The following is a 22,332-nucleotide window of genomic DNA, read 5'->3' on the forward strand; positions in this document are numbered from 1 at the left end:
ATGATAAAAGACAGTTTTTTTCTATATTTTGAATAGTAAGTTTGTAACCTAAAATTTAAAAAATGTTTAAAACAGTAAGTGCAGAAGAGGCCGTAAAAGTTATCAAATCTAATCAAAGAGTATATATACAAGCAGCGGCAGCTGTTCCTCAAAAATTAATAAATGCCATGACTGCAAGGCATGAAGAACTTCGCAATGTAGAGGTTTGCCATTTACATATCGAAGGTGAAGCACCTTATGCTAACCCAGAGCTAAGAGATAGCTTTCATGTTAATTCGTTCTTTTTAGGTAAAAACGTAAGACATACACTACATGCTGGCAATGGGTCTTATACACCTGTATTTTTGAGTGAACTACCTCGTTTATTTCAAAAAAACATTATAGATCTTGATGTTGTATTAATACATGTTTCTGAACCAGATAAGCATGGTTATTTATCATTAGGTGTTTCGGTCGAAGCTACATTGGCAGCTATAGATAACGCTACTACTGTAATTGCACAGGTCAACAAAAATATGCCCAGAACCCATGGTGCAGGTATTATACACTATACTGAAATAGATTATTTTGTAGAATGCGATGACGAGATACCAACAATGCATGCCTCTGAGCCCTCTAAAATTGAGAGTAAAATAGGCGACTATGTGGCAAGTTTAATTGAAGACAGAAGTACGCTTCAAATGGGCATTGGAAATATTCCAAACGCAGTATTAACAAGATTAACAAACCACAAAGATCTAGGGCTTCATACAGAAATGTTTTCTGATGGAGTAATAGATTTAATCTTAAGCGATGTTATTAATGGTAATTACAAAAAGATAAATAGAGGACGTGCCCTGACAACGTTTTTAATGGGCTCTAAACGTTTATATGATTATGTTGATGACAATCCTTTTGTAGAAATGAGAGCCTCTAACTACACCAACAATACCTCTTACATAAAGCAAAATCCTAAAATGGTAGCTATAAACTCTGCAATTGAAGTTGATGTTACAGGACAAGTTTGTGCAGATTCTATTGGCTCTAAAATGTATTCTGGTGTTGGTGGTCAAATGGATTTTATAAGAGGCGCATCTCTTAGTGATGGTGGAAAAGCTATTATTGCTCTACCATCTGTAACTCGCAAAGGCGTAAGTAGAATTGTACCTACATTAAAACCTGGTGCTGGTGTTGTTACTACAAGGGCACATGTACATTATGTAGTGACAGAATATGGTATTGCAAATCTATTTGGAAAAACAATTAAACAGCGCGTAAAGGCATTAGTAGATATTGCACATCCTATGCACAGAGAGGAAATCGATAAAGCATATTTTGAATTGATGTAAACCACATTTATTTAAACCATCTAAAAATGCCTCCTTTATTTTTAGATTGTTTAATGTTTGGCTCTTCATTGGTGATCATTTGGTAGATTTCTCCCCAACCTAATATACCTCCAATGTTTCTGTCATCGATGAATAAATCTGCATGGATCTTGCGGCTTCTGCTGTAATCAAATTTTTCTTCAGGAAAACTTGCATTAACAGCATAGAATTCTATACCATTATCTTTACAAAAATCTACAGCTTCTTGTAGCTTCGTACCATTTCTGTAGGTCCATAGTATTAATCTATGACCATCTTGCTGAAGGCGTTTTAGAGTTTCAAAAGCGAAGATTCTTGTTTTTCCTATTTTTGGATAGGCATCTTCTACTATGGTACCATCAAAATCTACTGCTATTATTAATCTATCCTGAAAATTCATGCCATCAAATCAATTAGGCGACAAAGTTACAACAATGTGCCATTTATACAAGACTATGTTGTGTCATGGCTTTTGGTTGTTCTACACCCAACAACTTTAAAATAGTTGGTGCAATATCGCCTAAAATACCGTCTTTAATGTCTTTTAGCTCTTTATCGATTAAGATTATTGGTACTGGATTGGTAGTATGCGCTGTATGCGGCGTTCCATCAGGGTTTAACATGGTTTCGCAATTACCATGATCTGCAATTAAAATAGTGGTATAATCATTTTCTAATGCTGTGGTTACTACGTCCTTTACACACTCATCTACAGCTTCGCAAGCTTTAATTGCAGCATCCATAACACCAGTATGACCTACCATATCTCCATTGGCAAAGTTAAGACATACAAAATCTACTTCTGCTTTTTTAAGTTCTGGCACTAGTGCATCTCGCAATTCGTACGCACTCATTTCTGGCTTAAGATCGTAAGTTGCAACTTTTGGTGAATTTCTTAAAATTCTTGTTTCACCATCATAAGGTTCTTCTCGTCCTCCGGAAAAGAAAAACGTAACATGAGGATATTTTTCGGTTTCGGCAATTCTAATTTGTTTTTTGCCGTGTTTTTCTAAAACCTCTCCTAAGGTATCTGCTAGATTATCTTTATTAAATACAACGTTTATGCCTTTAAAGTTGTCGTCGTAATTAGTCATGGTTACATAGTGCAAATTCATCTTGTGCATATTATACTCATGGAAATCTTCTTGAGATAGTGCTTGTGTTAGTTGACGTCCGCGATCTGTTCTAAAATTGAAGAAAATGACAACATCTCCTTCTTTTATCGTTGCAACAGGCTCATCATTTTTATTAACTACAAGTGGTTTAATAAACTCATCTGTAACATTTTCTTCATAGCTTTGTTGAATAGACTTTAAAACATTAGTTGTTTGGGTTCCTTGTCCATGTACTATGGCATCATAAGCTATTTTAACACGCTCCCAACGTTTATCTCTATCCATGGCATAATAACGCCCAGTAACTGTTGCTAACTTTCCTGTAGTCTTAGCGAAATGATCTTCTAGTTCTGATATAAAACCATAACCAGATTTAGGATCTACGTCTCTACCATCTGTAAAAGCGTGTACATAAACATTTTCTAGGTCATTTTCTTTCGCGGCATCTAGTAGTCCAAACAGATGATTTATATGAGAGTGCACACCACCATCGCTTACCAGACCTAATAGGTGAAGATCTTTTCCCTTAGCTTTAGCGTAATTAAAAGCGTCTTTTAGAACCTGTTCTTCCTGAAGTGTTTTGTTTTTTACTGCAAGGTTTATCTTTACTAAATCCTGATATACAATTCTACCAGCTCCAAGATTCATATGTCCTACTTCGCTATTGCCCATCTGCCCCTCTGGCAAACCTACATGCAAACCATCGGTACGCAAGCTTGCATTAGGATAGTTTTCGTATAACGAATCTATAAAAAAAGTCTTTGCGTTATCTATGGCAGAAACCTCTGGATCTGGCGATTTTCCCCAACCGTCTAATATCATTAAAATGACTTTCTTATTCATGTTGTTAAGTTTATTAATTTCAAATATAAGATATAGTATAAGACTAAAAATCTGTATTCAAAAAATTTTAAATGTTATTTAATTTTAAAACTATAGAATACTGATTGTTATACTATTGCATGTTTTTATGAAAGCCTTAACAGATTTGTTTTCAAAACGTTAAATGTATGTTATTTAAAATTTTTGATTGTAACATAAAGAAAAATATATCGTCTCTTTAGTATAATCAAAAAACAAATCAATTAAATTTTTAAATCTTTCATCATGAAAAAAACAGCAGTATTTTTAGCCTTAGCCATAGGCTTTTCGATCACAAGTTTAAATGCAACGAGTAATTCTTTGACTTCAACCAAGGAAATAACGATTAAAACTTACGAGGTGAGTCCTCTGTGTAAGGCTGTTGCAACAGGAAATATTGACCTTGCAAAAACATTAATAGAACAAGGAGCCGACGTTAACGCCAAGTCTAATGGTATGAGTCCTATACACTACGCTGCAAAATATAATAGAGTAGAGATAATTAAAGTATTATTAAAGGCAGGTGCCGATGTACACAAATCTTGCGACTTGGGCTATACCGCACTTAATCATGCAGAACTGTCTAAAGCTACAGAAGCAGAACAGTTTTTAAAACGTTTTAAAAAGAAAGTGTCTAATTAAGGACAATTATTTGAGTTAGTTAATTAAAAGTGTGTCTTAGTTGTTAAGACGCACTTTTGTATTTTTTAATAGCCTCTCTAATTTTTTCGATCCGATTTTCTGGATCTGGATGTGTGCTTTGAAACTCCGGAACGCGATTAGGACCAGCAGCCGCTTTTAATATTTTCATTACACCTATCAATTCTTCCGGGTTATAACCAGCATCAATCATAAATTTAACGCCTAACTCATCACTTTCTAATTCGTCATCTCTACCATTTTTTAACAGTTCGCCTTGCCCAATTTGCTGTGCTACACTTCCCATATCAATTGCACCTGCGCCCATAACAATGGTTTGCCATTTTTTTGAATCGGTAATACGTTCGTTAGAGTGTTTACCTAACACGTGGCCTATCTCATGGCCTAGAACACCAGCTAACTGATCTTGGTTTTCTAGTTTAGAAAACAAGGCATAAGTAATAAAAATTTGCCCTCCAGGCAAGGCAAAAGCATTTATAGTGCTCTCATCTGCTAGTAAGTGAAACTCGTATTTGTACGGTGTATCTTTTGCCACACTACTATTTACAAGCTTATTACCAACATTATCAACCAAGGCTTGATATTGATTATTTGAATGTAAACCGCCATGTTGTTTAGCCATACCTGGTGCACTTTGTAACCCAATGGCTATTTCTTGGTCGGGAGATAATGAAATAGCCTGTACTCGCCCTGTGTAAGGATTAGTTTCTCGCTGACTCCAGTTTCTTATAAACGCAAATGCCACTACAGCTAATGCAATAATTATTCTGACTTTAAAATTACGTCTTCTCATTTTAATTGTCTAAGTGCTAAATTTACAAAAGTTTGACACATATTTCTTTAAAAGTCATTATCCAGAATTTCAAATTTTCAAAAACCTTAATTTTACACTAGAAAAAAATTGAAATGACATACAGTTTTAAAATCCTAGATAGTTCTGAGTTAGACTCTATAGTACCTTTGGTATTTGATCTTAACCAAGGTAAAATAAGCAAATCAGTTCTTATAGCGCGGTTTAATGAGATGAAGAACCAGAATTATGAATGTGCTATCATTTTATCAGAAGGTAAAATTATTGGCGTAACAGGTCTTTGGTTTTGCACAAGACATTATTCAGGAAAATCTGTAGAGATAGACCATGTTTACATTACGCCTAAGTATAGAAAAAAAGGATTAGGCAAGTTGTTTATGAATTGGATTCAGAAGTACTGTAAAACAAAAGGCTATGAATCTTTAGAATTAAACACGTATGTTCAAAATTACCCATCTCATAAATTTTATTACAACGAAGGTTTTAAAATATTAGGTTACCATTTTGTAAAAAAGATATAGGTTATTTTAAAAACCCTAAATCAGAGTCTGTTGAGATTTCATAAGGCACTTTACCGTATTCAAAAATTCTTGCATCTAAGCTTCCTTTAAGTGTTAACCTTTCTCCTCTAACCTCAACCCAACTCCCCTCTCTAAGGCCAATAACTGGCTGCGTATTGAAAACTTGAAACTCTTTAATACGGGTTTCTCTAGTCTCGCCCATATGTGTGCTATTCGGATTAGGATCTAGATAGTGCGGATTAATGTTAAAAGGCACCAACCCTAAAGTTTTAAAACTTGGAGGATACACTATTGGCATATCGTTGGTAGTGTTCATGGTAAGCCCGCAAATATTACTTCCTGCACTTGTACCTAAATAAGGTGTTCCTTCATTTACAGCTTCTTTTATAATGGTCAGTATATCGTTCTTATAAAGCTTATGTACCAAAACAAACGTGTTTCCACCTCCTGTAAAAATGCCTTGAGCGTCTTTAATGGCTTTTTTGGGATTGTTAAAGGTATGTAGACCTCTTAAAGTCTTGCCAATTAATTTAAAAGGCTCAGCAACCTTAGCTGTGTATTCATCATGCGATATACCACCTGGTCTTGCGTAAGGGATAAATAAAATTTCGTTGGCAGATTTAAAATGAATTTTTAATTCGTCTAAAAGGTACTCTAAAGGTCCGCTACCATGTAATGTTGATGTGCTTGCTATAATCATTGATTTCATAGTACAAAGTTAAGATTTAGAAGGTAAATTCAGCCAAATATACTTTAACAAAGATTTATTAAGCTTTTTTTATGAAAATTGACGAATAAGCACGAAATTTATATATCAATAAAACCAACATGAAATACACTATATTCCTAATAAGTACGCTTTTATCATTTACAATATTTGGGCAAGAGATAGAAAGAACCACTGTAAATGGAAGAATTTCAGTAGCCAGTGAGGACAAAGAAGGTGTTACAGTCTATAATTCATCATCAAACAAAGGTACAGTTACAGACGAGAACGGCGACTTTCAAATTAACGTTGCCTTAAACGATATTTTAGAAATCAGCGCACTACAATTTAAAGATTTTACCGTTACCATCACTAAAGATATCATTAAATCAAAAAAGCTAACTGTTATACTTGTAGAAGAAGTCAACAAATTAGACGAAGTGGTTATTCTTCCTTTTGGACTAACTGGTAATATCAACACTGATTTAGAAAACGTAAGAACTTATAACGTAAGCTTAGATTACGTCTACTTTGGTCTAGACCATCTTGAGGATTTTGAGTTTTCACCAGACTACAAAACGGAAGCTGAAAACGTAGCCTTTAACGAAAATAATCCTCGAGTTGACAATATGCTCAATATTGTAAATCTTGCTGGGTTTATAGTAAGCCAAGTCGTAGATATTGAAAAAGAGGATGAAACAGGTGCTGAAAAAGCAATTAATAAAACACCATTTAAGGAAACTCTAGATAATTACAGCATTAACTACATCCACACCAATTTTAATATTCCGTTACAACAAGTAGGCGCCTTTATAGATTACGTAGAAAAAGAAGGAGTTGATGAAGCATTACTGGCAAAGGATAAAGAAATGCAATTTTTAGAACGTATTACACAATTAAGTAAATCTTTCCTTAAACAAACAAGTGAAAAAGACTAAACTATTTTGTAGTCTTGTAGCATTAGCATGCGTTTTTTTGTTGCAAGCCCAGCGCACAGAAATTAAGGGTACGTTAATTGCCAATGACGATGTAGAAGGCATTCATATACAAAATAAAACAGCTTCAAAATATGCAATCTCAGACGAAAAAGGAGAATTTTCTATTGCCGCTAAGGCCAAAGACACTTTATTTATTTCGAGCTTAATTTATCAGGAGAGAACACTTATTGTTACATCTGAAGATGAAAAATCTAAATCCATTAAAATTAAACTCGAAGAAAAAGTTAGCGCCTTAGACAAAGTCGTAGTTGGCAAAATACTTACAGGGAGTTTGCAATCTGATCTCGAAAACTCGGATGCAAAAACAGAAATTAACTTTTATGACCTAGGCATACCAGGCAATACCAAACTACCTCTTACCCAAAACGAAAAAAAACTTCATGATGCCGATGGTGGTTCTTGGGGACATTTAGGTCTTGGTTTTGGTGTTAACTTCCACAAACTCCTTAACAAAATAAGTGGAAGAACAAAAAAACTAAAAAATATTGTTGAACTGGACGACAGAGATAAATGCATTAACAAACTAAGAGTTTATTATGAATCGATAATTTTTGAAAAAGACACACTAGCCAAAAACTTAAGAGACGAATATTTTTTGTTTTCCCAAGAGGATAAAAACTTTTTAAATTTATGCCAAGAAGACAATGATATTAAACTGTTAGAATTTTTACAACAAAAATTAAAAGCTTACCGAGAAAACCTAGATAGTACCACTAATAACTAATTTTGGAATACTTTTTGGTTTGATGAAAAAAAATCAGAACCTTATTTATGAAATCAATACACCTTATTTTCTCCCTATTGGTTGGCATAGCACTAACCTCTAGCAATACTAAACACGAGTACTATGTTAGCGTTACCAATATAGAGTATGCCAAAGCACAACAATCCCTTCAAATCATTAGTCAAATATTTATAGATGATTTTGAAAGTTTAATACGCCAACGCTATGACGAAACTATTACGCTTGCAGAAGATGATGAACCAGAAATAGTTGAAGAATACATGAAACGGTACCTAGAAGACAAACTCAAAATTTCCATAAATGGTAAAGCCTATAATTTTAGCTTTATAGGTAAAGAATATAAAGAAGATATTACATATTGTTATCTTGAAATTGAAAATATAAAATCCATCAAATCTATTCGCGTTACCAACCGTACACTTTTTGATATTCTACCTGAACAACAAAACATAGTAAGATTAAAACTATTAGACAGAAATAAAAGTTTCTTACTTATACCAGAAAATGATGAGTGCATGTTAAACTTTAACTAAAAATTCTGTTAAAACACGTTATTTTTCTATTTTCGACATCATTTTTAAATAACACTAATTCTAATGAAACTTTTTAAGTACGTATTTAGTGCAATGCTTTTTGTTTGTGCTGGTGCTTATGCACAAAACGACATTAAGCCAGAGCGCAAACCTGGACACACCAACCAAAACAAATTCAAACAACTATACGATGAATTTGCAACTCCAAACATGTTTAGAACAGGTTCTGGAGCACCTGGCCCTGCTTATTACCAACAACAAGCAGACTACAAAATGGACATAGAAATCGATGATGTCAATGCTAAACTATACGGTAAAGAGACTATCACTTATACTAACAACTCACCAGACGAGCTTACTTACTTATGGGTGCAATTAGATCAAAACATGAGAGCTAAGGACTCTAAAACACCTTTAATAAATAGTTCTGGCATTGGTCCTGCAACTTCAGCTTCTAGAGCCACGAGTACTTATTTAAAGGAGCGTTTTGACGGAGGTTTTAATATTGAATACGTAAAAGATACTAACGATAAAGATCTACCTCACACCATTAACCGTACCATGATGCGTGTAGAATTACCAAAACCTATGAAAACCGGAGATCAGTTTTCATTTAAAATAAAATGGTGGTACAACATTAACGACCATGTAAAAGATGGTGGGCGCTCTGGTTACGAATATTTTGAAGAAAACGACAACAGAATCTACGTCATGGCTCAGTTTTATCCTCGTATGGCTGTTTATAATGATGTAGAAGGTTGGCAAAACTCTCAATTTTGGGGACGCGACGAGTTTGCGCTGCCTTTTGGTGATTTTGATGTAAACATTACAGTACCTGCAGACCATATCTTAGACGGAACAGGGTATTTAACCAACAGAGAAGAAGTGTTTTCAAAAGAGATGATGAACCGTTACAACAAAGCCAAAAAATCTTTTGACAAGCCTGTAATGATAGTAACCGAAGAAGAAGCTCGAAAAACTGAAAAAACAAAAAGCAATAAGAAAAAGACGTGGAAACTCTCTGCACAAATGGTTAGAGACTTTGGTTTTGCAACTTCCCGTAAATTTATTTGGGATATGATGGCTGTTAAAATAGGTAACAAAGACGTTATGGCTGTTTCTTTATATTCTAAAGAAGGTAATCCCCTTTGGGAACAGTGGTCTACTAGAACTGTAGCTAGCACATTAAAATCTTACTCTCGCATGACCTTTGATTATCCTTACCACAAAGCAATCTCAGTCCATGCACCAATGGGAATGGAATACCCAATGATTTGCTACAATTTTGGTCGCCCTGATGAGAATGGAAACTACTCAGACAGAACTAAATATGGTATGATTAGTGTAATTATCCATGAAGTAGGTCATAACTTTTTCCCTATGATCGTTAACAGCGACGAGCGTCAATGGACATGGATGGACGAGGGTTTAAATACATTTGTTCAGTACGTAGCAGAACAAGATTTTGGAGAATGGAATCCAAAGGCCCTGTCACCAGGTCACGATAAGTATCCATCTCGCAGAGGACCTGCTAAAAATATTGTGAGATATATGGGAGGTGATCAAGATTTTATTGCGCCTATTATGACTAAGGGTTTAAATACTTACCAATTTGGAAGTAACGCTTATAGTAAACCAGCAACAGGATTAAATATTCTTCGTGAAACCATTATGGGACGTGAATTATTTGATTATTCCTTTAGAGAATATGCAAGACGCTGGAAATTTAAACACCCAACACCCGAAGATTTTTTTAGAACTATGGAAGATGCATCAGCCGTAGATTTAGATTGGTTTTGGAGAGGCTGGTTCTACACTACAGACTATACTGACATTGGCATTAAGGACGTAAAAAAGTATGCTGTTACAAACAATCCAAATAAGGAAGGCAAACAGCTTGCAGAACGTTATAATATAGACCCAAACGCACTAGTCTATTTTATTGGTGAAGGCGATGAAGGTTACGAAGACGCTGTAAAAAATGGGCAATCCATAGAAGACCTCCCAACAGTTAAAGAATACATAATGGACAATTTTACACCAGAGGAGCAAAAAAACATGAAGAAATCACCAAAGTATTTCTATCAAGTAACATTCGATAAACCTGGTGGTCTCGTAATGCCACTAATTGTAGAATATCAATATGCCGATGGGTCCAAAGAAAAAATTACCTATCCTGCTCAGATTTGGAGATTAAATGATAATGAAGTAAGTAGAGCTATTGCAACAGATAAGGAGATTGTTGCCATAACTGTAGATCCAGAGCTAGAAACCGCAGATATTGATACTTCTAACAACTCTTGGCCAAGAGAAACTAAAGAAAGTGATTTTGATAAGTTTAAAAACAAAATTAAGGATTAAGAAAAATTAATTCTAAAATTAAGCCGACTTTAACGAGTCGGCTTTTTTATTACACAAAGTCACTTTATATTTGTATCGTGATACAAACAACAACATTATTATTTATCGGTGGCACCGAGATAGTCTTTATACTATTTATAGTGGTATTGGTATTTGGCGCAGATAAGCTGCCCGAAATTGCTAGAGGGCTGGGCAAAGGTATGCGAACATTAAGAGATGCTACCAACGATATAAAGCATGAGGTTACAAAAAGTGCCAAGGACAGCAATATTGTAGATACCGATACGACCAAAGAAATTCAACAACAAATTAATAAGGTCAAAGATGATCTTGAGAATTTTACAGGCTCAGTAAAGCGAAACATGTAAGATGAAATATTATATATTTTTATATTAATTTTTTACCACATCCCTAATATTTTATGTGTTTTTAGAAGAATAATTTAATATATTTAGACAATTACTAACCACCTAAATCATATTAAATGAAAAAAAGTTTTTTCAAACTATTTCTACTAGCTGCAATAGTGTTAGTATCATGTTCTAAAGATGATACGAATGTTGAAACCCAACCAGAAACAGTTCAATTTCCTGAAAACCCACTTACCATTGAACAAATTAATTCGAGAATTTCAGAAACTTTAGAAAACACAGGTGATTTTGATTGGAATGCCGTAGACGAATATTTTTTATGGAGTGCCGTTGTACATGGACAGAACGTATTAACTATAGGCTATGGAAATCCAGGTCAAAGTTTTAGTGAAACAAAAGATGCTAATTTAGAATCCAAAAAAACTACTTTGATTGATATTATTCTTAAAAATGAAGCTATCGATAACAGAAAATTAAGGTTAGTAGAACACGAAATTATTACCGTATTTGATGTAGAAATTACAAAAATTGAAACCATAATTGAGCTTAGAAAAAGCAAATACGTGCGCTACTTAGAACCAAATGGCTATAATCAATACACCGCTGCTATAGAGAAAAGTAATTCTGGCTGCGATAAAAATCCAGACAGTATAAATCCTACTCACTACACAACTACCAGTCCAAACAATGCGCAAATTTCTTGGCATTTTAATGAGCATAATATTCCTCAAGCTTGGAATCACAGTACTGGCTCTGGTGTAACAATAGGCCTTATAGATACTGGTGTTTCTGCTTCACAATATTTATTAAACTCATCAGGATTTAATGATGGTGCTTCTACGGGTAGATTTATACAGAAATACGGAACATTTATTGACTCTTGGTGGTGGTGGAGCAACAATTATGATGGCCCACATGACAAATGCGGACATGGTACCGCTATGGCTTCTGCTATGGCTGCACCCAGAAACAATGATGGCATGCCTGTTGGTGTGGCTTACAATGCTAACCTTGTAGCTTACAGAGCAACAGAAGATGTATTATTAAACGATTACCACGAGCGCAAGGGAGTATCTATGGCTTTAACACAGCTAGGAAACAGAAACGATGTTAAAATTATCTCAATGTCTATAGGCTATATTTGGTCTATAGGCAATATTAAAGACGCTGTAAGGTATGCTCACAGTAAAGGAAAATTAATCTTTGCGGCCGGCGGAACCTCAACGAGTTTCACCAATGGTTTTGGAGTAATTTTTCCTGCAACTATGAGCGAAACTGTTGCAGTTACAGGTGTGAATGATGGCTCTAGCTATGAACGATGCAATACATGTCATAGTGGAAGCAAAATAGATTTTACAATCATTATGGAAGGTGATAACAACACAAGTAAAGCTCCACCAGTTTTAGGATTTAACACAGGACAAAGAAGGTATACGGGTGGCTCGTCAGTTGCTACTGCAACAACAGCAGGTATAGCAGCCTTAATTTGGTCTAAATATCCTAGTTGGTCTAGGACTCAGGTAATCAACAGATTAAAGCAATCTGCAGAATTTTATCCTTACAAGAATGGTAGTTTTGGTTACGGTAATATAGATGCCTTACAAGCTGTACAATAACAATAACCAATCATTAACTAAAAAGAGCTTTGCAAATTAAAGCTAAGCTCTTTTTTTATTTCTTCCTACTGATTGTTAGTCCGTCTCGTATGGGCAACAATACTGTTTCAATCCTACTATCTTCCTTTAAAAGTGTATTATAATCCAAAACAGCTTTTGTAGATACATCTTTATCATTTAAAGGTTCAACCACTTTTCCGTGCCATAAGACATTATCAGAAAGTATAATGCCTCCCGAATTCAACCTGTCAATTACAGCATGAAAATAATTAGAATAATTAGGCTTGTCTGCATCGATAAAAATTAAATCAAAAGTTAGATCTAATTCAGGAATGACATCTAACGCATTTCCAGTATGCTGAATAATTTGATGGCCATAATCAGATTTATCAAAATACTTTCTTTGAAAATCGTGAAGTTCTTCATTTATATCAACGGTATGAATAACACCATCACTTTGCAATCCTTCGGCTAAGCATAAGGTAGCATAGCCTGTAAATGTTCCTAGTTCTAAAATAGATTTAGGATTTACCAACTTAGAAATCATACTCAGCACTCTACCCTGGTAAGGACCACTGAGCATGATAGGTTGTAAAATTTTTTGATATGTTTCTCGTGTTAACTGTTGTAATAACTCTGGCTCTTGCTCAGAATGTGAAACAACGTAATTGTCTAAAGCCTCTGGCAAAAAATACATATCAAAATAATTTTAAAATAAATATTAATTTATTCAGCTTTTTCTGGCTCTTCAGGAAGTTCTAATTCTACCTCTTCAGCCTCTGGCTTACCTAAAAAGAATAATGCAGCACCAATAACTACTAAGCCTATTTTTATAGCCCAAGCTGGTGTTTCCCCCAATTCATCAATCATTCCAAATAATCTAAGGGTTAAACCAAAATAAGGTAAGATAATTAAAGCAAGTCCTATTACAATCGCATATAGACCGATTTTTCTCATAATATATAGTTGATGATTAGAATTTAAATATAGACAAAATTTGAAAATTGTAATTCTAAGAAGTAATTCTGGTTATAAGATCTTCTTTAGCCTGTTCATCATTACCACACAACCACTGTACAATATTATCTTCCCAAATGGCATGGCGTTCAGACTCATTTATGATTTTTCGTTCTATGGCCAAATCTAAAATTTTACCAGGATACGACGATTGTTTAGCACTTTCCATTTCACCTAATGGATAAGGGTCATCTAATCCCATTATAACTTGTTTTGAACCTTGATTTTTTATCAGTAATTCTAAAGAACCTGTATCATGCACTAAAGTGTCAAAAAAGATATTTTTATGGCCTACCGCTTTACGAGGATGCTTTTTACCTTCAAACAAATCTGGTCTACCATCAAACCCTTGAATGCGACGACCAAGATTAATCTGTGCTAACTGTCCTCCATGAGCAAAACAAATTCGCATATTAGGATACTTTTCGTAGTAACCATTTAAGGTTAAAAAATGATAAGCATCTGCACATTGCGCCAGCATCCAAATTAAATGAAAACGCCATGATGTGTTTTCTAGTTTAATGAATTTTTCGCCATCGTATGGGTGAATTTCAACCGCTAAATTATACTTATCTGCCAGCTCAAAAATAGGTTCGTTTTCTTCATCAAAAATACAACGCCAAGTCCCAATAGTATCCATATAATGTGTTGGCAAACACAACAAACGCATTCCTAAAACCTCAACACATCGCTCTATTTCCCAACAAGCACCACGCACAAAACCAGGGTGCACCACAAAACCCGTTGTAAATTTACTTGGGTGATCGTGCTGTATGCGTGCATTAAAATCATTCTGAAATCTAAGCGCCTGCTTCATTTCCTCTAGACGCAAACCGTTACCATAAAGTTGCGACAAATTAAGAACAACAGCATGGTCAATTTTAAAATGCTCCATCCAAGCCAATTTCTCATTTAAGAAAAAGCTAGAATCTGTAATAGGTCTGTTCCAATCTTTTTGAAGCATGAATTTACGGTCCTTATCGACCCAAAAAATGCCTTTATCTTTCATAAATTCAGGGATTTCTTCAGGATAAGGAAGAAGATGAGAATGACCGTTAATTCTTAGTTTGCGTTTGCTCATTTGTTAAAGGGATTACCAAATTTTAAATTTTAGTAACTGTTCTTGTGTTGGTTAGATATATTTTGGTTTATTTTTTAAAAGCACCCTTTTTAACCATGTCGTTATAACGGTCAAAAATAGCGGGCATATCAGTTTCTATATTATCAAGCATAAATTCTTCTTCATAAATCAAACTTGTGTCCTCTTCAGAGTACCATTGTAATTTATCCATAACACCTTCTGGTCTTGGATACTCGATAACCAAACCAACTGTATTTGCGCTACGTTGAGGTGAATGTGGTACTTTTGGTGGTAACACAAAAATCTCACCTTCTCTTATGTGGATATCCTTTGATTCACCATCTTCAATCACTTTTAAAACCATATCACCTTCAATTTGATAGAAAAATTCAGGTGTTTCGTTATAGTGATAATCTTGTCTGTCGTTTGGCCCACCAACAACCATAACAATAACATCGGCATCCTTCCAAACCACTTTATTACCTACTGGTGGCTTTAATAAGTGACGGTTTTCTTCAATCCATGCTTTAAAATTAATAGGCGGAAATAATTTGCTCATAATATAATATTTTGGGCGTTACCCTATCGGGTCAGGCTTTACGCTATATCTTTTTTACTTGTTTTCGATACATTTTGCTCATGCTTCGCAAAACACTCAAACTGACGTAAAAAAGGATGTCGCTTCAATCCTTAACGCAGATTCATCAATTCAATAAAATTAAGAATAATATTTTTGAAATATCAGGCTTATAAACTTTTTGTTCTACCACCATCAACCGGAAGGTTAATGCCGTTAATGTAACTCGCTTTTTCACTTGCTAAAAAGGTGATAGCTGCAGCTAATTCTTCTGGTTTTGCAAAACGTTTTGCTGGAACAGCGCTTTTCATGGCGTTAGCAGCTTCGTCTTCTGTTTTGCCTGTTTTAGCACTTTTGTTTTTAATAATTTCGGTTAGACGTTCTGTACCAGTTGCACCTGGTAAAACATTATTTACGGTAATGCCATACTGTCCAAGCTCGTTAGCTAAGGTTTTACTCCAGTTAGCTACTGCACCACGAATGGTATTACTTACACCAAGTCCATCTAATGGCTGTTTTACAGATGTTGAAATCACATTAATTATACGTCCATATTCTTCAGCTTTCATAAACGGAACAACAGCTTGAGCTAATACATGATTACATTTTAAATGTTGTGTGAAAGCGCTTTCAAATTCTTCAATTTTTGCATTAAAAACTGGTCCACCAGCTGGTCCGCCAGTGTTGTTTACCAACACATGAAATCCGTGATTGTTTTTAATATAGCTTTCAACTTTTTCTTTTAATTCCATTGGATTAGAAAAATCAGCTACAATATAATCGTGATTTCTGTGTTTTGGCAGTTCAGCTAAAACTGCCTTTAGCTTGTCTTCGTTTCTTGCAACTAGTGTGATATTTGCACCTTCTTCGGCTAACGCTAAAGCAGTTGCTTTACCAATACCTGCTGTGCTACCACAAACCAGTGCGTATTTGTTGTTTAAGTTTAGATTCATAATTCTGTCTGGTCGAGCGCAGTCGAGACCTACTTAACTGTTCAGTTTATAATTAGAATGTGTTGCATTTCTACATTCGGCTAAAATCTGCAACAAATTATACTCTCCATTAGCTAAAGCAAATTTCTTTTTTGCACTCCATTTTTTTATTTTCTTTTCAAAATATATTGCTTGTTCTGCATTGTTAAACTCTTGTTGAAATATTAATTCTAAAGGCCTTCTGTTATATGTAAAACATGTTTTATTTAATCCGTTTTGGTGTTCTTCAAATCTCCTAGATATGTTATTTGTTATTCCTGTATAAGTTAACCCATCTGAACATTTCAATATGTAAACATAATACGTTTTCATAATTAACCTCTCGACTGCGCTCGAGGCGACATCAAATTAATACTTTACACACACATTTTTAGCCTCAGTAAAAAAGCGTAAAGCTTCAAATCCACCTTCGCGACCAACGCCACTTGCTTTTACGCCACCAAAAGGTGTACGTAAATCGCGCATCATCCAAGTGTTTACCCAAACAATTCCTGCTTGTAGTTGGTTGCTCATTCGCATCGTTCGTTTTAGGTTATTTGTCCAAAGCGTTGCTGATAATCCGTATTTTACTTTGTTAGCCATCTCTAAAACGTCGTTTTCAGTTTTAAATGGCATAATGGTAACGACTGGACCAAAAATTTCTTCTTGATTCACGCGACATTCATCTGTATTTACCTCAACAACCGTTGGTTGTAAATAGTAACCGTTTTCGTAACCTTCAACAGTAACTTCATTACCGCCACATAAAAGAGTTGCACCTTCTTCTTTTGCAATTTCGATATAGCTTTTCACCTTTTCAAGATGCGGTTTTGAAACTAAAGCACCAATATTAGTATCTTTTTCAGAAGGATGACCAACTTTTAAGGCATTTACTTTTTTCACAAAGTCTGTTTTGAATTTCCCATAAATCGCTTCCTCTACAAAAATTCGGCTTCCGCATAAACAAATCTGACCTTGATTGGCAAACGACGAGCGTACCGTTGTGTTCAACATATCGTCATAATCGCAATCAGCAAAAATGATGTTTGGGTTTTTTCCACCTAATTCTAAAGACAATTTTTTAAACATTGGTGCTGCAACTTTGGCAATATGTGCGCCAGTTGCTGTTCCGCCAGTAAAACTAATGGCTTTAATACTTGGATGCTCTACTATAGCTTGACCTGTCGTAGTGCCTAAACCGTGAACAATATTTAAAACGCCTTTAGGTAAACCTGCTTCGTTGCAAATTTCGCCTAACAAATACGCTGTCATTGGTGTGACTTCGCTTGGTTTGGCTACGACGCAATTACCTGCTGCGATTGCCGGTGCGATTTTCCAAGTGAATAGATACAAAGGTAAATTCCAAGGACTAATGCAGCCTACAACACCAATAGGTTGGCGTAATGTATAATTTACAGCGTTTTGACCAACGCTTTCGTGACTTTCGCTTGCAAATTGGGTAATGGCATTTCCGAAAAACCTGAAATTACTTGCTGCTCTTGGTATATCAACCATTTTGGCGAGACTTATGGGTTTTCCGTTGTCCTTACTTTCGGCTTCAGCAAAACGGTCTAAATTGGCTTCTAATAATTCTGAAATCTTAATTAGAATTCTGCTACGCTCTTCTAATGTAGTTTGACTCCAACTAGGAAAAGCAGATTTAGCACTTTGATAAGCTTGTTCTACGTCGTCTTTTGAAGAGTTTGGAATTTGTCCATAGACTTCACCATTTGAAGGGTTGTAGTTGTCAATCCACCCATTAGCAATGGGAAGCAAGAAATCTCCGTTTATGTAGTTTTTGATTCTAGACATTAAATTATATCACCTAAAAAATTAACAAATTTAATTGTGTTATCAATTTTTGATTTTACTGAAGGATTATTGGTTTCCTTATTATCCATTTTAAATACATCGATAATATTATCAACAGAAACAACAAATTCGTCAGAATCTATTGTTTCTCTAGACGTTAGCTTTAGTACATATTCATCAGAATTACTTGTTGTATGTTTATATGGTACTTTATATTCAATTGCGAATTTTTTTAAAAAATCTAATAATTCAATATCATTAAAACTTCTTATTTTTTCAATTATGGAATTGTCTATAACGGTACCTGCCCAGTTTTGACTTTCAGCTTTAATATGAGAATTTACTATTCCTTTGCCATAAATAGTATTAGCATTATAATAACCACCTGTCTTCGTTTTCATCTTGCCGTCCAAAATATATATTTCATCATATATAATTGCCCCTCTGATTGGAAAATTCCAATTGTTTTGAGACCAGTTAAATTCATAGCAAACTTCCAATAATTCTTTGAAAGATTCAATGGAATCGTCCTTAGTCCAAAACAATACTGTGTCGGATATATTTACAGTTATTAATGGTGATTCACTTACATCATTTATAATCTGTCCCGCTCTATGATAATATTTTCCTTTAGCTAATGCAGACTCTATGTCTCTTTGTATATGACCAACTCTAATGTGATGATGTTCACTATCATTATTCATAATAAACTCTTTGTACCCTAAATAATCAAAATAAGCAATGAACTTTTTCATCTTGTAAACTACTTTTTATAAGCCATCACCTTAATCTCAACCAGCAAATCAGGATGTGGTAATTGGTGCACAGCAACGGTTGTTCTTGTTGGTCCTGTTTCTTTTTCAAAAAACTCAGCGTAGGCTTTATTGTAACCAGCAAAATCGTTCATATTTACTAAAAATGTGGTCACATCAACAACGTCTTTTAGACTTGCGCCAACAGTTTGTAAATTTTTATCGATGTTTTTTAAAACTTCTCTGGTTTGAACTTCGATATCTAATTTTTTGGTATTCATTTCGTCAATAAGTTCTACACCAGCAATGGTATTGTCTGCGCGTCTTGAACTGGTTCCTGACACGAAAATGAAATCGCCTACCACTTTTACGTGTGGATATGCGCCTCTTGGTGTTACTTTGGTTCCTGCGTTTGTATTCATAATGATCGTCTCTCTGAATTGTCACACTGAGCCTGTCGAAGTGTTGATTCAGAATTTATTTTTATAATTATTGGGTCATAATGAGCCAATAGAGCTGTCTTTTGGATAGACTTCTCGACTACGCTCGAAGTGACAGTTTATACTTTTTTTTGAGATTCCTGCTTTCGCAGGAATTTAGTGATGCATTGTTTTTGCAACGTTGTCATCATCAATAATATCATTAGTTTTTTCTTGTACTTTTTGTAAAGCCTTTTCTAATTGCTCATAAGTCATATCTGCTGTTATCGATATCTCGTTATCTACAATCATGTTTAAAATGGCTTTATCTTGCGCACGACCTTTAGTCATGGCTTCATGATAACCAATATTTTCATTGAATGTTACCATCGAGTATTTTGAAAAATAGTGCTCTGGAAAATGCTTTTCTAGCTGCACTTCTAGCTGGCGTTTTTTCTTGAACATTGGATTAGCAACGTGATCGCGCATTTCGTAATAATTCTCTTGAGCTAATTCGCCAATAGCATCTGCATCTGCTTTTCTTACGTTTTGATAGGTTTTGAAAATCGTTTCCCAGTCTCCTTCGTGCTTATCGATAACACTATCTAGAACTGCGACATCTTCAAAAGATGCATTCATCCCTTGACCGTAAAACGGAACAACAGCATGCGCTGCATCACCTAAAATTAAGGTGTTGCCTTTAAAATGCCATGGTGAACACTTAATAGTACCCAAAGGTCCCGTTGGATTGTTAGCAAATTCATCTGCTATGTTTGGAATTAATGCTAACGCATCTGGAAATTGTGCTTGAAAAAAGGCTCTAATCTTGTCTTCTGTATCTAGATCTTTGAAATTATACTCGCCTTCTTCATGACTTAAAAATAAGGTTACGGTGAAACTTCCATCTAAATTTGGCAAGGCAATTAACATATAACCACCTCTTGGCCAAATGTGTAGATAATCTTTGCTTATTTGATGACTTCTGTCTTTTGCTGCGGGAATTTCTAACTCTTTATAACCATGGGTTAAAAAATTCTGAGAAAAACTAAATAAGAATTTACGTTGTAAAAAGTAGCTTTTTCTTAATTCTGAACCCGCTCCATCGGCACCAAATATAACGTCTGCAGTGACGTTAAAGGTTTCTTTTGTATTTCGGTTTGTAAAATGAACAGTATTGGTATCTAAATCTACCGTTTCGCATTCGGTATTAAAATGAATGGTGAGATTGTCGTATGTATCGGCTTCGGTTAATAGCATTCCGTTTAAATCGCCTCTTGAAATTGAGTTGATGTATTCGTTATCGCGACCAGAATAGTTGGACGCAAAGGTATTACCTTCGGTATCGTGCATGAGTCTGCCTTTCATTGGGATACATATCTCACGCGCTTTATCTTCAACATTAGCTAAACGTAAGGCTTTGAATCCGCGATCTGATAAAGCAAGATTGATAGAACGACCTGCGGAAATATCTGTTGTGCGTAGATCTGGTCTACTTTCGTAAACATTGACATTATATCCTCTTTGTGCTAATCGTAATGCTAAAAGTGAGCCGCATAAACCTGCACCAATGATTAATATGTTTTCTTTTTGTTTCATTATTTTTGTTGTCTGGTTGAGCCCAGTAGAGACCTTTTTATGACCTCTCGACTGCGCTCGAGATGACAGTTTAATTTAAAATTTCTTTCAACTTTTCTACCATTCTAAATACATCTTCAAAACTGTTATAAAATGGTACTGGTGCACAACGGATCACATCAGGTTCGCGCCAATCACTTATAACACCTGCATCCGTAAGTTTTTGGTGTAGTGATTTATCTGCATTTAAAACTTGAATAGATAGTTGGCAACCTCGTTCCTCAGGATTAGATGGAGTAATAATTCTTATAACATCTTCTCCTAACTGTTGCAACAAAAACTCAAAATAACCTGTCAGTTTCTTAGATTTTTCTGTGAGTTTATCCATCCCAACTTCGTTAAACATATCTAATGATGCCTTAATTGCCGCCATTGATAAAATAGGTGGATTACTCAGCTGCCAACCTTCGGCTCCAGGCAATACATCGAACTCATGACGCATATTGAAACGCGTTTCTTTATTATGGCTCCACCAGCCTGCAAAGCGGTTTAAGCTTTTATCATAAGCGTGTCGCTCGTGTACAAAACAACCTGATAAACTTCCTGGTCCAGAATTTAAATATTTGTAGGTACACCATACTGCAAAATCAGCACCAGAATTATGCAAGTCTAATTTTACATTGCCTGCGCCATGTGCACAGTCGAAACCAACCATACAACCGTGGCTATGACCTAATTTGGCAACGCGTTTTAAATCGAAATATTGCCCAGTATAATAGTTAACACCACCAATCATTATTAACGCTATTTCATTACCATGAGTTTCAAGAATTTGTTCTAAATCCTCATAGTTAAGTAGTTCTTCGCCTGTCCTTGGCTTCCATAACAACAATCCTTCCTTATCATCAAAACCATGATGACGCAATTGTGACTCTACTGCGTATTTATCAGAAGGAAATGCATCGCTTTCTATTAAAATTTTATAACGTTTTTTTGTTGGCTTGTAAAAAGACGCCATCATAAAATGCAGGTTTGCCGTTAACGAGTTCATCGTAACCACTTCGATAGGTTTTGCTCCTACTAATTTTGCTGAAGCTTCTGTTAAAAACTCATGATAAGGCATCCATGGGTTTTTAGCATGTGTATGTCCTTCAACCCCTAGATTTGCCCAATCCTCTAATTCTTGATTTATGTACTCTTTTGTGGATTTTGGTTGTAATCCAAGAGAATTTCCACATAGATAGATCAGCTCATTTCCGTTATTATCTTTTGGGATATAAAATTGTTTTCTGTAATGGGATAAGTTATCTAACTCATCTTGCTGTTTAGCGTATTCTAGGTTAGTTTGAAAGTTGAACAATTTGAGATAGATTTTTCGGTTTGTAACAAAAATAAGGATTTAAAGTGTAGTATTAAAAGGCTGATTGAGGATTAAATTTTAGTACCTTTAAAGAAAAAGAGTTGAATTCTAATTTTAAAAATCT

The 22,332-nt window shown here is 35.0% G+C and carries 24 protein-coding genes; 9 read left to right on the forward strand and 15 right to left on the reverse strand.

All coding sequences use genetic code 11. The annotated features are described in order from the left end of the window. Nucleotides 1-62: 62 nt before the first annotated feature. Entirely contained in the window at nt 63-1,328 is a 1,266-nt protein-coding gene (locus BWZ20_RS05880) for an acetyl-CoA hydrolase/transferase family protein (protein ID WP_076617616.1), read from the forward strand. Nucleotides 1,329-1,335: 7 nt separating this feature from the next. Here BWZ20_RS05880 and BWZ20_RS05885 read toward each other — a convergent pair whose 3' ends face one another. Both BWZ20_RS05885 and gpmI read right to left on the reverse strand, forming a co-directional pair. Continuing rightward, nucleotides 1,336-1,746 carry a BT0820 family HAD-type phosphatase gene (locus BWZ20_RS05885; protein ID WP_076617620.1) on the reverse strand — a complete coding sequence of 137 codons (411 nt, stop codon included), beginning with the start codon at nt 1,744-1,746 and terminating at the stop codon, nt 1,336-1,338. 43 nt (nt 1,747-1,789) lie between these two features. Beyond that, on the reverse strand, nt 1,790-3,304 hold the full coding sequence (gpmI, locus tag BWZ20_RS05890) for a 2,3-bisphosphoglycerate-independent phosphoglycerate mutase (protein ID WP_076617623.1): 1,515 nt from the start codon (nt 3,302-3,304) through the stop codon (nt 1,790-1,792). 264 nt (nt 3,305-3,568) lie between these two features. On the opposite strand from gpmI, the gene BWZ20_RS05895 reads away from it, so the two are divergent. Next, on the forward strand, nt 3,569-3,964 hold the full coding sequence (locus BWZ20_RS05895; protein WP_076617625.1) for an ankyrin repeat domain-containing protein: 396 nt from the start codon (nt 3,569-3,571) through the stop codon (nt 3,962-3,964). 43 nt (nt 3,965-4,007) lie between these two features. Here the strand turns inward: BWZ20_RS05895 and BWZ20_RS05900 are convergent, their stop codons facing one another. Then, the gene (locus BWZ20_RS05900; RefSeq protein WP_076617628.1) at nt 4,008-4,775 is read right to left on the reverse strand and encodes a M48 family metalloprotease; all 768 of its coding nucleotides are present in this window, start codon (nt 4,773-4,775) and stop codon (nt 4,008-4,010) included. Between the two features lie 113 nt (nt 4,776-4,888). On the opposite strand from BWZ20_RS05900, the gene BWZ20_RS05905 reads away from it, so the two are divergent. After that, nucleotides 4,889-5,314: a GNAT family N-acetyltransferase gene (locus BWZ20_RS05905; protein WP_076617631.1), complete on the forward strand. Its 426-nt coding sequence runs from the start codon at nt 4,889-4,891 to the stop codon at nt 5,312-5,314. Nucleotide 5,315: 1 nt separating this feature from the next. On the opposite strand, the gene pepE is transcribed toward BWZ20_RS05905, so the two are convergent. Beyond that, nucleotides 5,316-6,023, reverse strand: a complete 708-nt coding sequence (gene pepE / locus BWZ20_RS05910) for a dipeptidase PepE (RefSeq protein ID WP_076617635.1) — start codon at nt 6,021-6,023, stop codon at nt 5,316-5,318. A gap of 119 nt (nt 6,024-6,142) precedes the next feature. Here pepE and BWZ20_RS05915 point away from each other — a divergent pair, with 119 nt between their 5' ends. From BWZ20_RS05915 to BWZ20_RS05940, 6 genes are all read left to right on the forward strand, one after another. Further along, a complete protein-coding gene (locus BWZ20_RS05915; protein WP_076617637.1) occupies nt 6,143-6,958 on the forward strand; it encodes a carboxypeptidase-like regulatory domain-containing protein in 816 nt (271 codons plus the stop codon). Continuing rightward, complete coding sequence (locus tag BWZ20_RS05920) at nt 6,945-7,742, forward strand: carboxypeptidase-like regulatory domain-containing protein (RefSeq protein WP_083677162.1); 798 nt, start codon at nt 6,945-6,947, stop codon at nt 7,740-7,742. The genes BWZ20_RS05915 and BWZ20_RS05920 overlap by 14 nt, the downstream gene beginning before the upstream one ends. Nucleotides 7,743-7,789: 47 nt before the next feature. Further along, entirely contained in the window at nt 7,790-8,296 is a 507-nt protein-coding gene (locus tag BWZ20_RS05925) for a DUF6702 family protein (protein ID WP_076617642.1), read from the forward strand. 63 nt (nt 8,297-8,359) lie between these two features. Beyond that, nucleotides 8,360-10,657: a M1 family metallopeptidase gene (locus BWZ20_RS05930; protein ID WP_076617644.1), complete on the forward strand. Its 2,298-nt coding sequence runs from the start codon at nt 8,360-8,362 to the stop codon at nt 10,655-10,657. Nucleotides 10,658-10,734: 77 nt separating this feature from the next. Then, nucleotides 10,735-11,025 carry a twin-arginine translocase TatA/TatE family subunit gene (locus BWZ20_RS05935; protein ID WP_076617647.1) on the forward strand — a complete coding sequence of 97 codons (291 nt, stop codon included), beginning with the start codon at nt 10,735-10,737 and terminating at the stop codon, nt 11,023-11,025. A gap of 116 nt (nt 11,026-11,141) precedes the next feature. After that, a complete protein-coding gene (locus BWZ20_RS05940) occupies nt 11,142-12,644 on the forward strand; it encodes a S8 family peptidase (protein ID WP_076617649.1) in 1,503 nt (500 codons plus the stop codon). Nucleotides 12,645-12,699: 55 nt separating this feature from the next. Here the strand turns inward: BWZ20_RS05940 and BWZ20_RS05945 are convergent, their stop codons facing one another. The 11 genes from BWZ20_RS05945 to kynU form a co-directional block, all read right to left on the reverse strand. Beyond that, nucleotides 12,700-13,341, reverse strand: a complete 642-nt coding sequence (locus BWZ20_RS05945) for an O-methyltransferase (RefSeq protein ID WP_076617652.1) — start codon at nt 13,339-13,341, stop codon at nt 12,700-12,702. A gap of 29 nt (nt 13,342-13,370) precedes the next feature. Beyond that, nucleotides 13,371-13,601 carry a hypothetical protein gene (locus BWZ20_RS05950; protein ID WP_076617655.1) on the reverse strand — a complete coding sequence of 77 codons (231 nt, stop codon included), beginning with the start codon at nt 13,599-13,601 and terminating at the stop codon, nt 13,371-13,373. Between the two features lie 55 nt (nt 13,602-13,656). Then, complete coding sequence (locus BWZ20_RS05955) at nt 13,657-14,742, reverse strand: amidohydrolase family protein (protein ID WP_076617659.1); 1,086 nt, start codon at nt 14,740-14,742, stop codon at nt 13,657-13,659. A gap of 67 nt (nt 14,743-14,809) precedes the next feature. Next, nucleotides 14,810-15,301 (reverse strand): 3-hydroxyanthranilate 3,4-dioxygenase, encoded by a 492-nt coding sequence (locus BWZ20_RS05960; RefSeq protein ID WP_076617662.1) that lies wholly within the window; start codon nt 15,299-15,301, stop codon nt 14,810-14,812. A 188-nt stretch (nt 15,302-15,489) separates the two neighbouring features. Next, on the reverse strand, nt 15,490-16,272 hold the full coding sequence (locus BWZ20_RS05965) for an SDR family oxidoreductase (protein WP_076617664.1): 783 nt from the start codon (nt 16,270-16,272) through the stop codon (nt 15,490-15,492). Between the two features lie 33 nt (nt 16,273-16,305). Beyond that, complete coding sequence (locus BWZ20_RS05970) at nt 16,306-16,623, reverse strand: GIY-YIG nuclease family protein (protein ID WP_076617667.1); 318 nt, start codon at nt 16,621-16,623, stop codon at nt 16,306-16,308. Between the two features lie 36 nt (nt 16,624-16,659). After that, complete coding sequence (locus tag BWZ20_RS05975; protein ID WP_076617669.1) at nt 16,660-18,102, reverse strand: aldehyde dehydrogenase; 1,443 nt, start codon at nt 18,100-18,102, stop codon at nt 16,660-16,662. After that, on the reverse strand, nt 18,102-18,857 hold the full coding sequence (locus BWZ20_RS05980; RefSeq protein ID WP_076617672.1) for a hypothetical protein: 756 nt from the start codon (nt 18,855-18,857) through the stop codon (nt 18,102-18,104). The genes BWZ20_RS05975 and BWZ20_RS05980 overlap by 1 nt, the downstream gene beginning before the upstream one ends. 8 nt (nt 18,858-18,865) lie before the next feature. After that, nucleotides 18,866-19,276, reverse strand: coding sequence for a RidA family protein (locus BWZ20_RS05985; protein WP_076617674.1), 411 nt, complete (start codon nt 19,274-19,276; stop codon nt 18,866-18,868). Between the two features lie 174 nt (nt 19,277-19,450). Continuing rightward, nucleotides 19,451-20,869 carry an FAD-dependent oxidoreductase gene (locus BWZ20_RS05990; RefSeq protein WP_076617677.1) on the reverse strand — a complete coding sequence of 473 codons (1,419 nt, stop codon included), beginning with the start codon at nt 20,867-20,869 and terminating at the stop codon, nt 19,451-19,453. A 70-nt stretch (nt 20,870-20,939) separates the two neighbouring features. After that, complete coding sequence (gene kynU / locus BWZ20_RS05995; protein ID WP_076617680.1) at nt 20,940-22,208, reverse strand: kynureninase; 1,269 nt, start codon at nt 22,206-22,208, stop codon at nt 20,940-20,942. Nucleotides 22,209-22,332: the final 124 nt, after the last annotated feature.

This window comes from Winogradskyella sp. J14-2 (assembly GCF_001971725.1).
Taxonomy (GTDB): domain Bacteria; phylum Bacteroidota; class Bacteroidia; order Flavobacteriales; family Flavobacteriaceae; genus Winogradskyella.

Bases quoted from the DNA above. Each gene is read 5' to 3' on its own strand.
- BWZ20_RS05965 (WP_076617664.1), bottom strand. From the start codon at position 16,272: ATGAATCTAAACTTAAACAACAAATACGCACTGGTTTGTGGTAGCACA.
- BWZ20_RS05900 (WP_076617628.1), bottom strand. From the start codon at position 4,775: ATGAGAAGACGTAATTTTAAAGTCAGAATAATTATTGCATTAGCTGTA.
- BWZ20_RS05940 (WP_076617649.1), top strand. From the start codon at position 11,142: ATGAAAAAAAGTTTTTTCAAACTATTTCTACTAGCTGCAATAGTGTTA.
- BWZ20_RS05990 (WP_076617677.1), bottom strand. From the start codon at position 20,869: ATGAAACAAAAAGAAAACATATTAATCATTGGTGCAGGTTTATGCGGC.
- BWZ20_RS05930 (WP_076617644.1), top strand. From the start codon at position 8,360: ATGAAACTTTTTAAGTACGTATTTAGTGCAATGCTTTTTGTTTGTGCT.
- BWZ20_RS05960 (WP_076617662.1), bottom strand. From the start codon at position 15,301: ATGAGCAAATTATTTCCGCCTATTAATTTTAAAGCATGGATTGAAGAA.
- BWZ20_RS05885 (WP_076617620.1), bottom strand. From the start codon at position 1,746: ATGAATTTTCAGGATAGATTAATAATAGCAGTAGATTTTGATGGTACC.
- BWZ20_RS05895 (WP_076617625.1), top strand. From the start codon at position 3,569: ATGAAAAAAACAGCAGTATTTTTAGCCTTAGCCATAGGCTTTTCGATC.
- BWZ20_RS05950 (WP_076617655.1), bottom strand. From the start codon at position 13,601: ATGAGAAAAATCGGTCTATATGCGATTGTAATAGGACTTGCTTTAATT.
- BWZ20_RS05985 (WP_076617674.1), bottom strand. From the start codon at position 19,276: ATGAATACAAACGCAGGAACCAAAGTAACACCAAGAGGCGCATATCCA.
- BWZ20_RS05945 (WP_076617652.1), bottom strand. From the start codon at position 13,341: ATGTATTTTTTGCCAGAGGCTTTAGACAATTACGTTGTTTCACATTCT.
- BWZ20_RS05880 (WP_076617616.1), top strand. From the start codon at position 63: ATGTTTAAAACAGTAAGTGCAGAAGAGGCCGTAAAAGTTATCAAATCT.
- BWZ20_RS05955 (WP_076617659.1), bottom strand. From the start codon at position 14,742: ATGAGCAAACGCAAACTAAGAATTAACGGTCATTCTCATCTTCTTCCT.
- gpmI (WP_076617623.1), bottom strand. From the start codon at position 3,304: ATGAATAAGAAAGTCATTTTAATGATATTAGACGGTTGGGGAAAATCG.
- BWZ20_RS05915 (WP_076617637.1), top strand. From the start codon at position 6,143: ATGAAATACACTATATTCCTAATAAGTACGCTTTTATCATTTACAATA.
- pepE (WP_076617635.1), bottom strand. From the start codon at position 6,023: ATGAAATCAATGATTATAGCAAGCACATCAACATTACATGGTAGCGGA.
- BWZ20_RS05905 (WP_076617631.1), top strand. From the start codon at position 4,889: ATGACATACAGTTTTAAAATCCTAGATAGTTCTGAGTTAGACTCTATA.
- BWZ20_RS05975 (WP_076617669.1), bottom strand. From the start codon at position 18,102: ATGTCTAGAATCAAAAACTACATAAACGGAGATTTCTTGCTTCCCATT.
- BWZ20_RS05980 (WP_076617672.1), bottom strand. From the start codon at position 18,857: ATGAAAAAGTTCATTGCTTATTTTGATTATTTAGGGTACAAAGAGTTT.
- BWZ20_RS05970 (WP_076617667.1), bottom strand. From the start codon at position 16,623: ATGAAAACGTATTATGTTTACATATTGAAATGTTCAGATGGGTTAACT.
- BWZ20_RS05925 (WP_076617642.1), top strand. From the start codon at position 7,790: ATGAAATCAATACACCTTATTTTCTCCCTATTGGTTGGCATAGCACTA.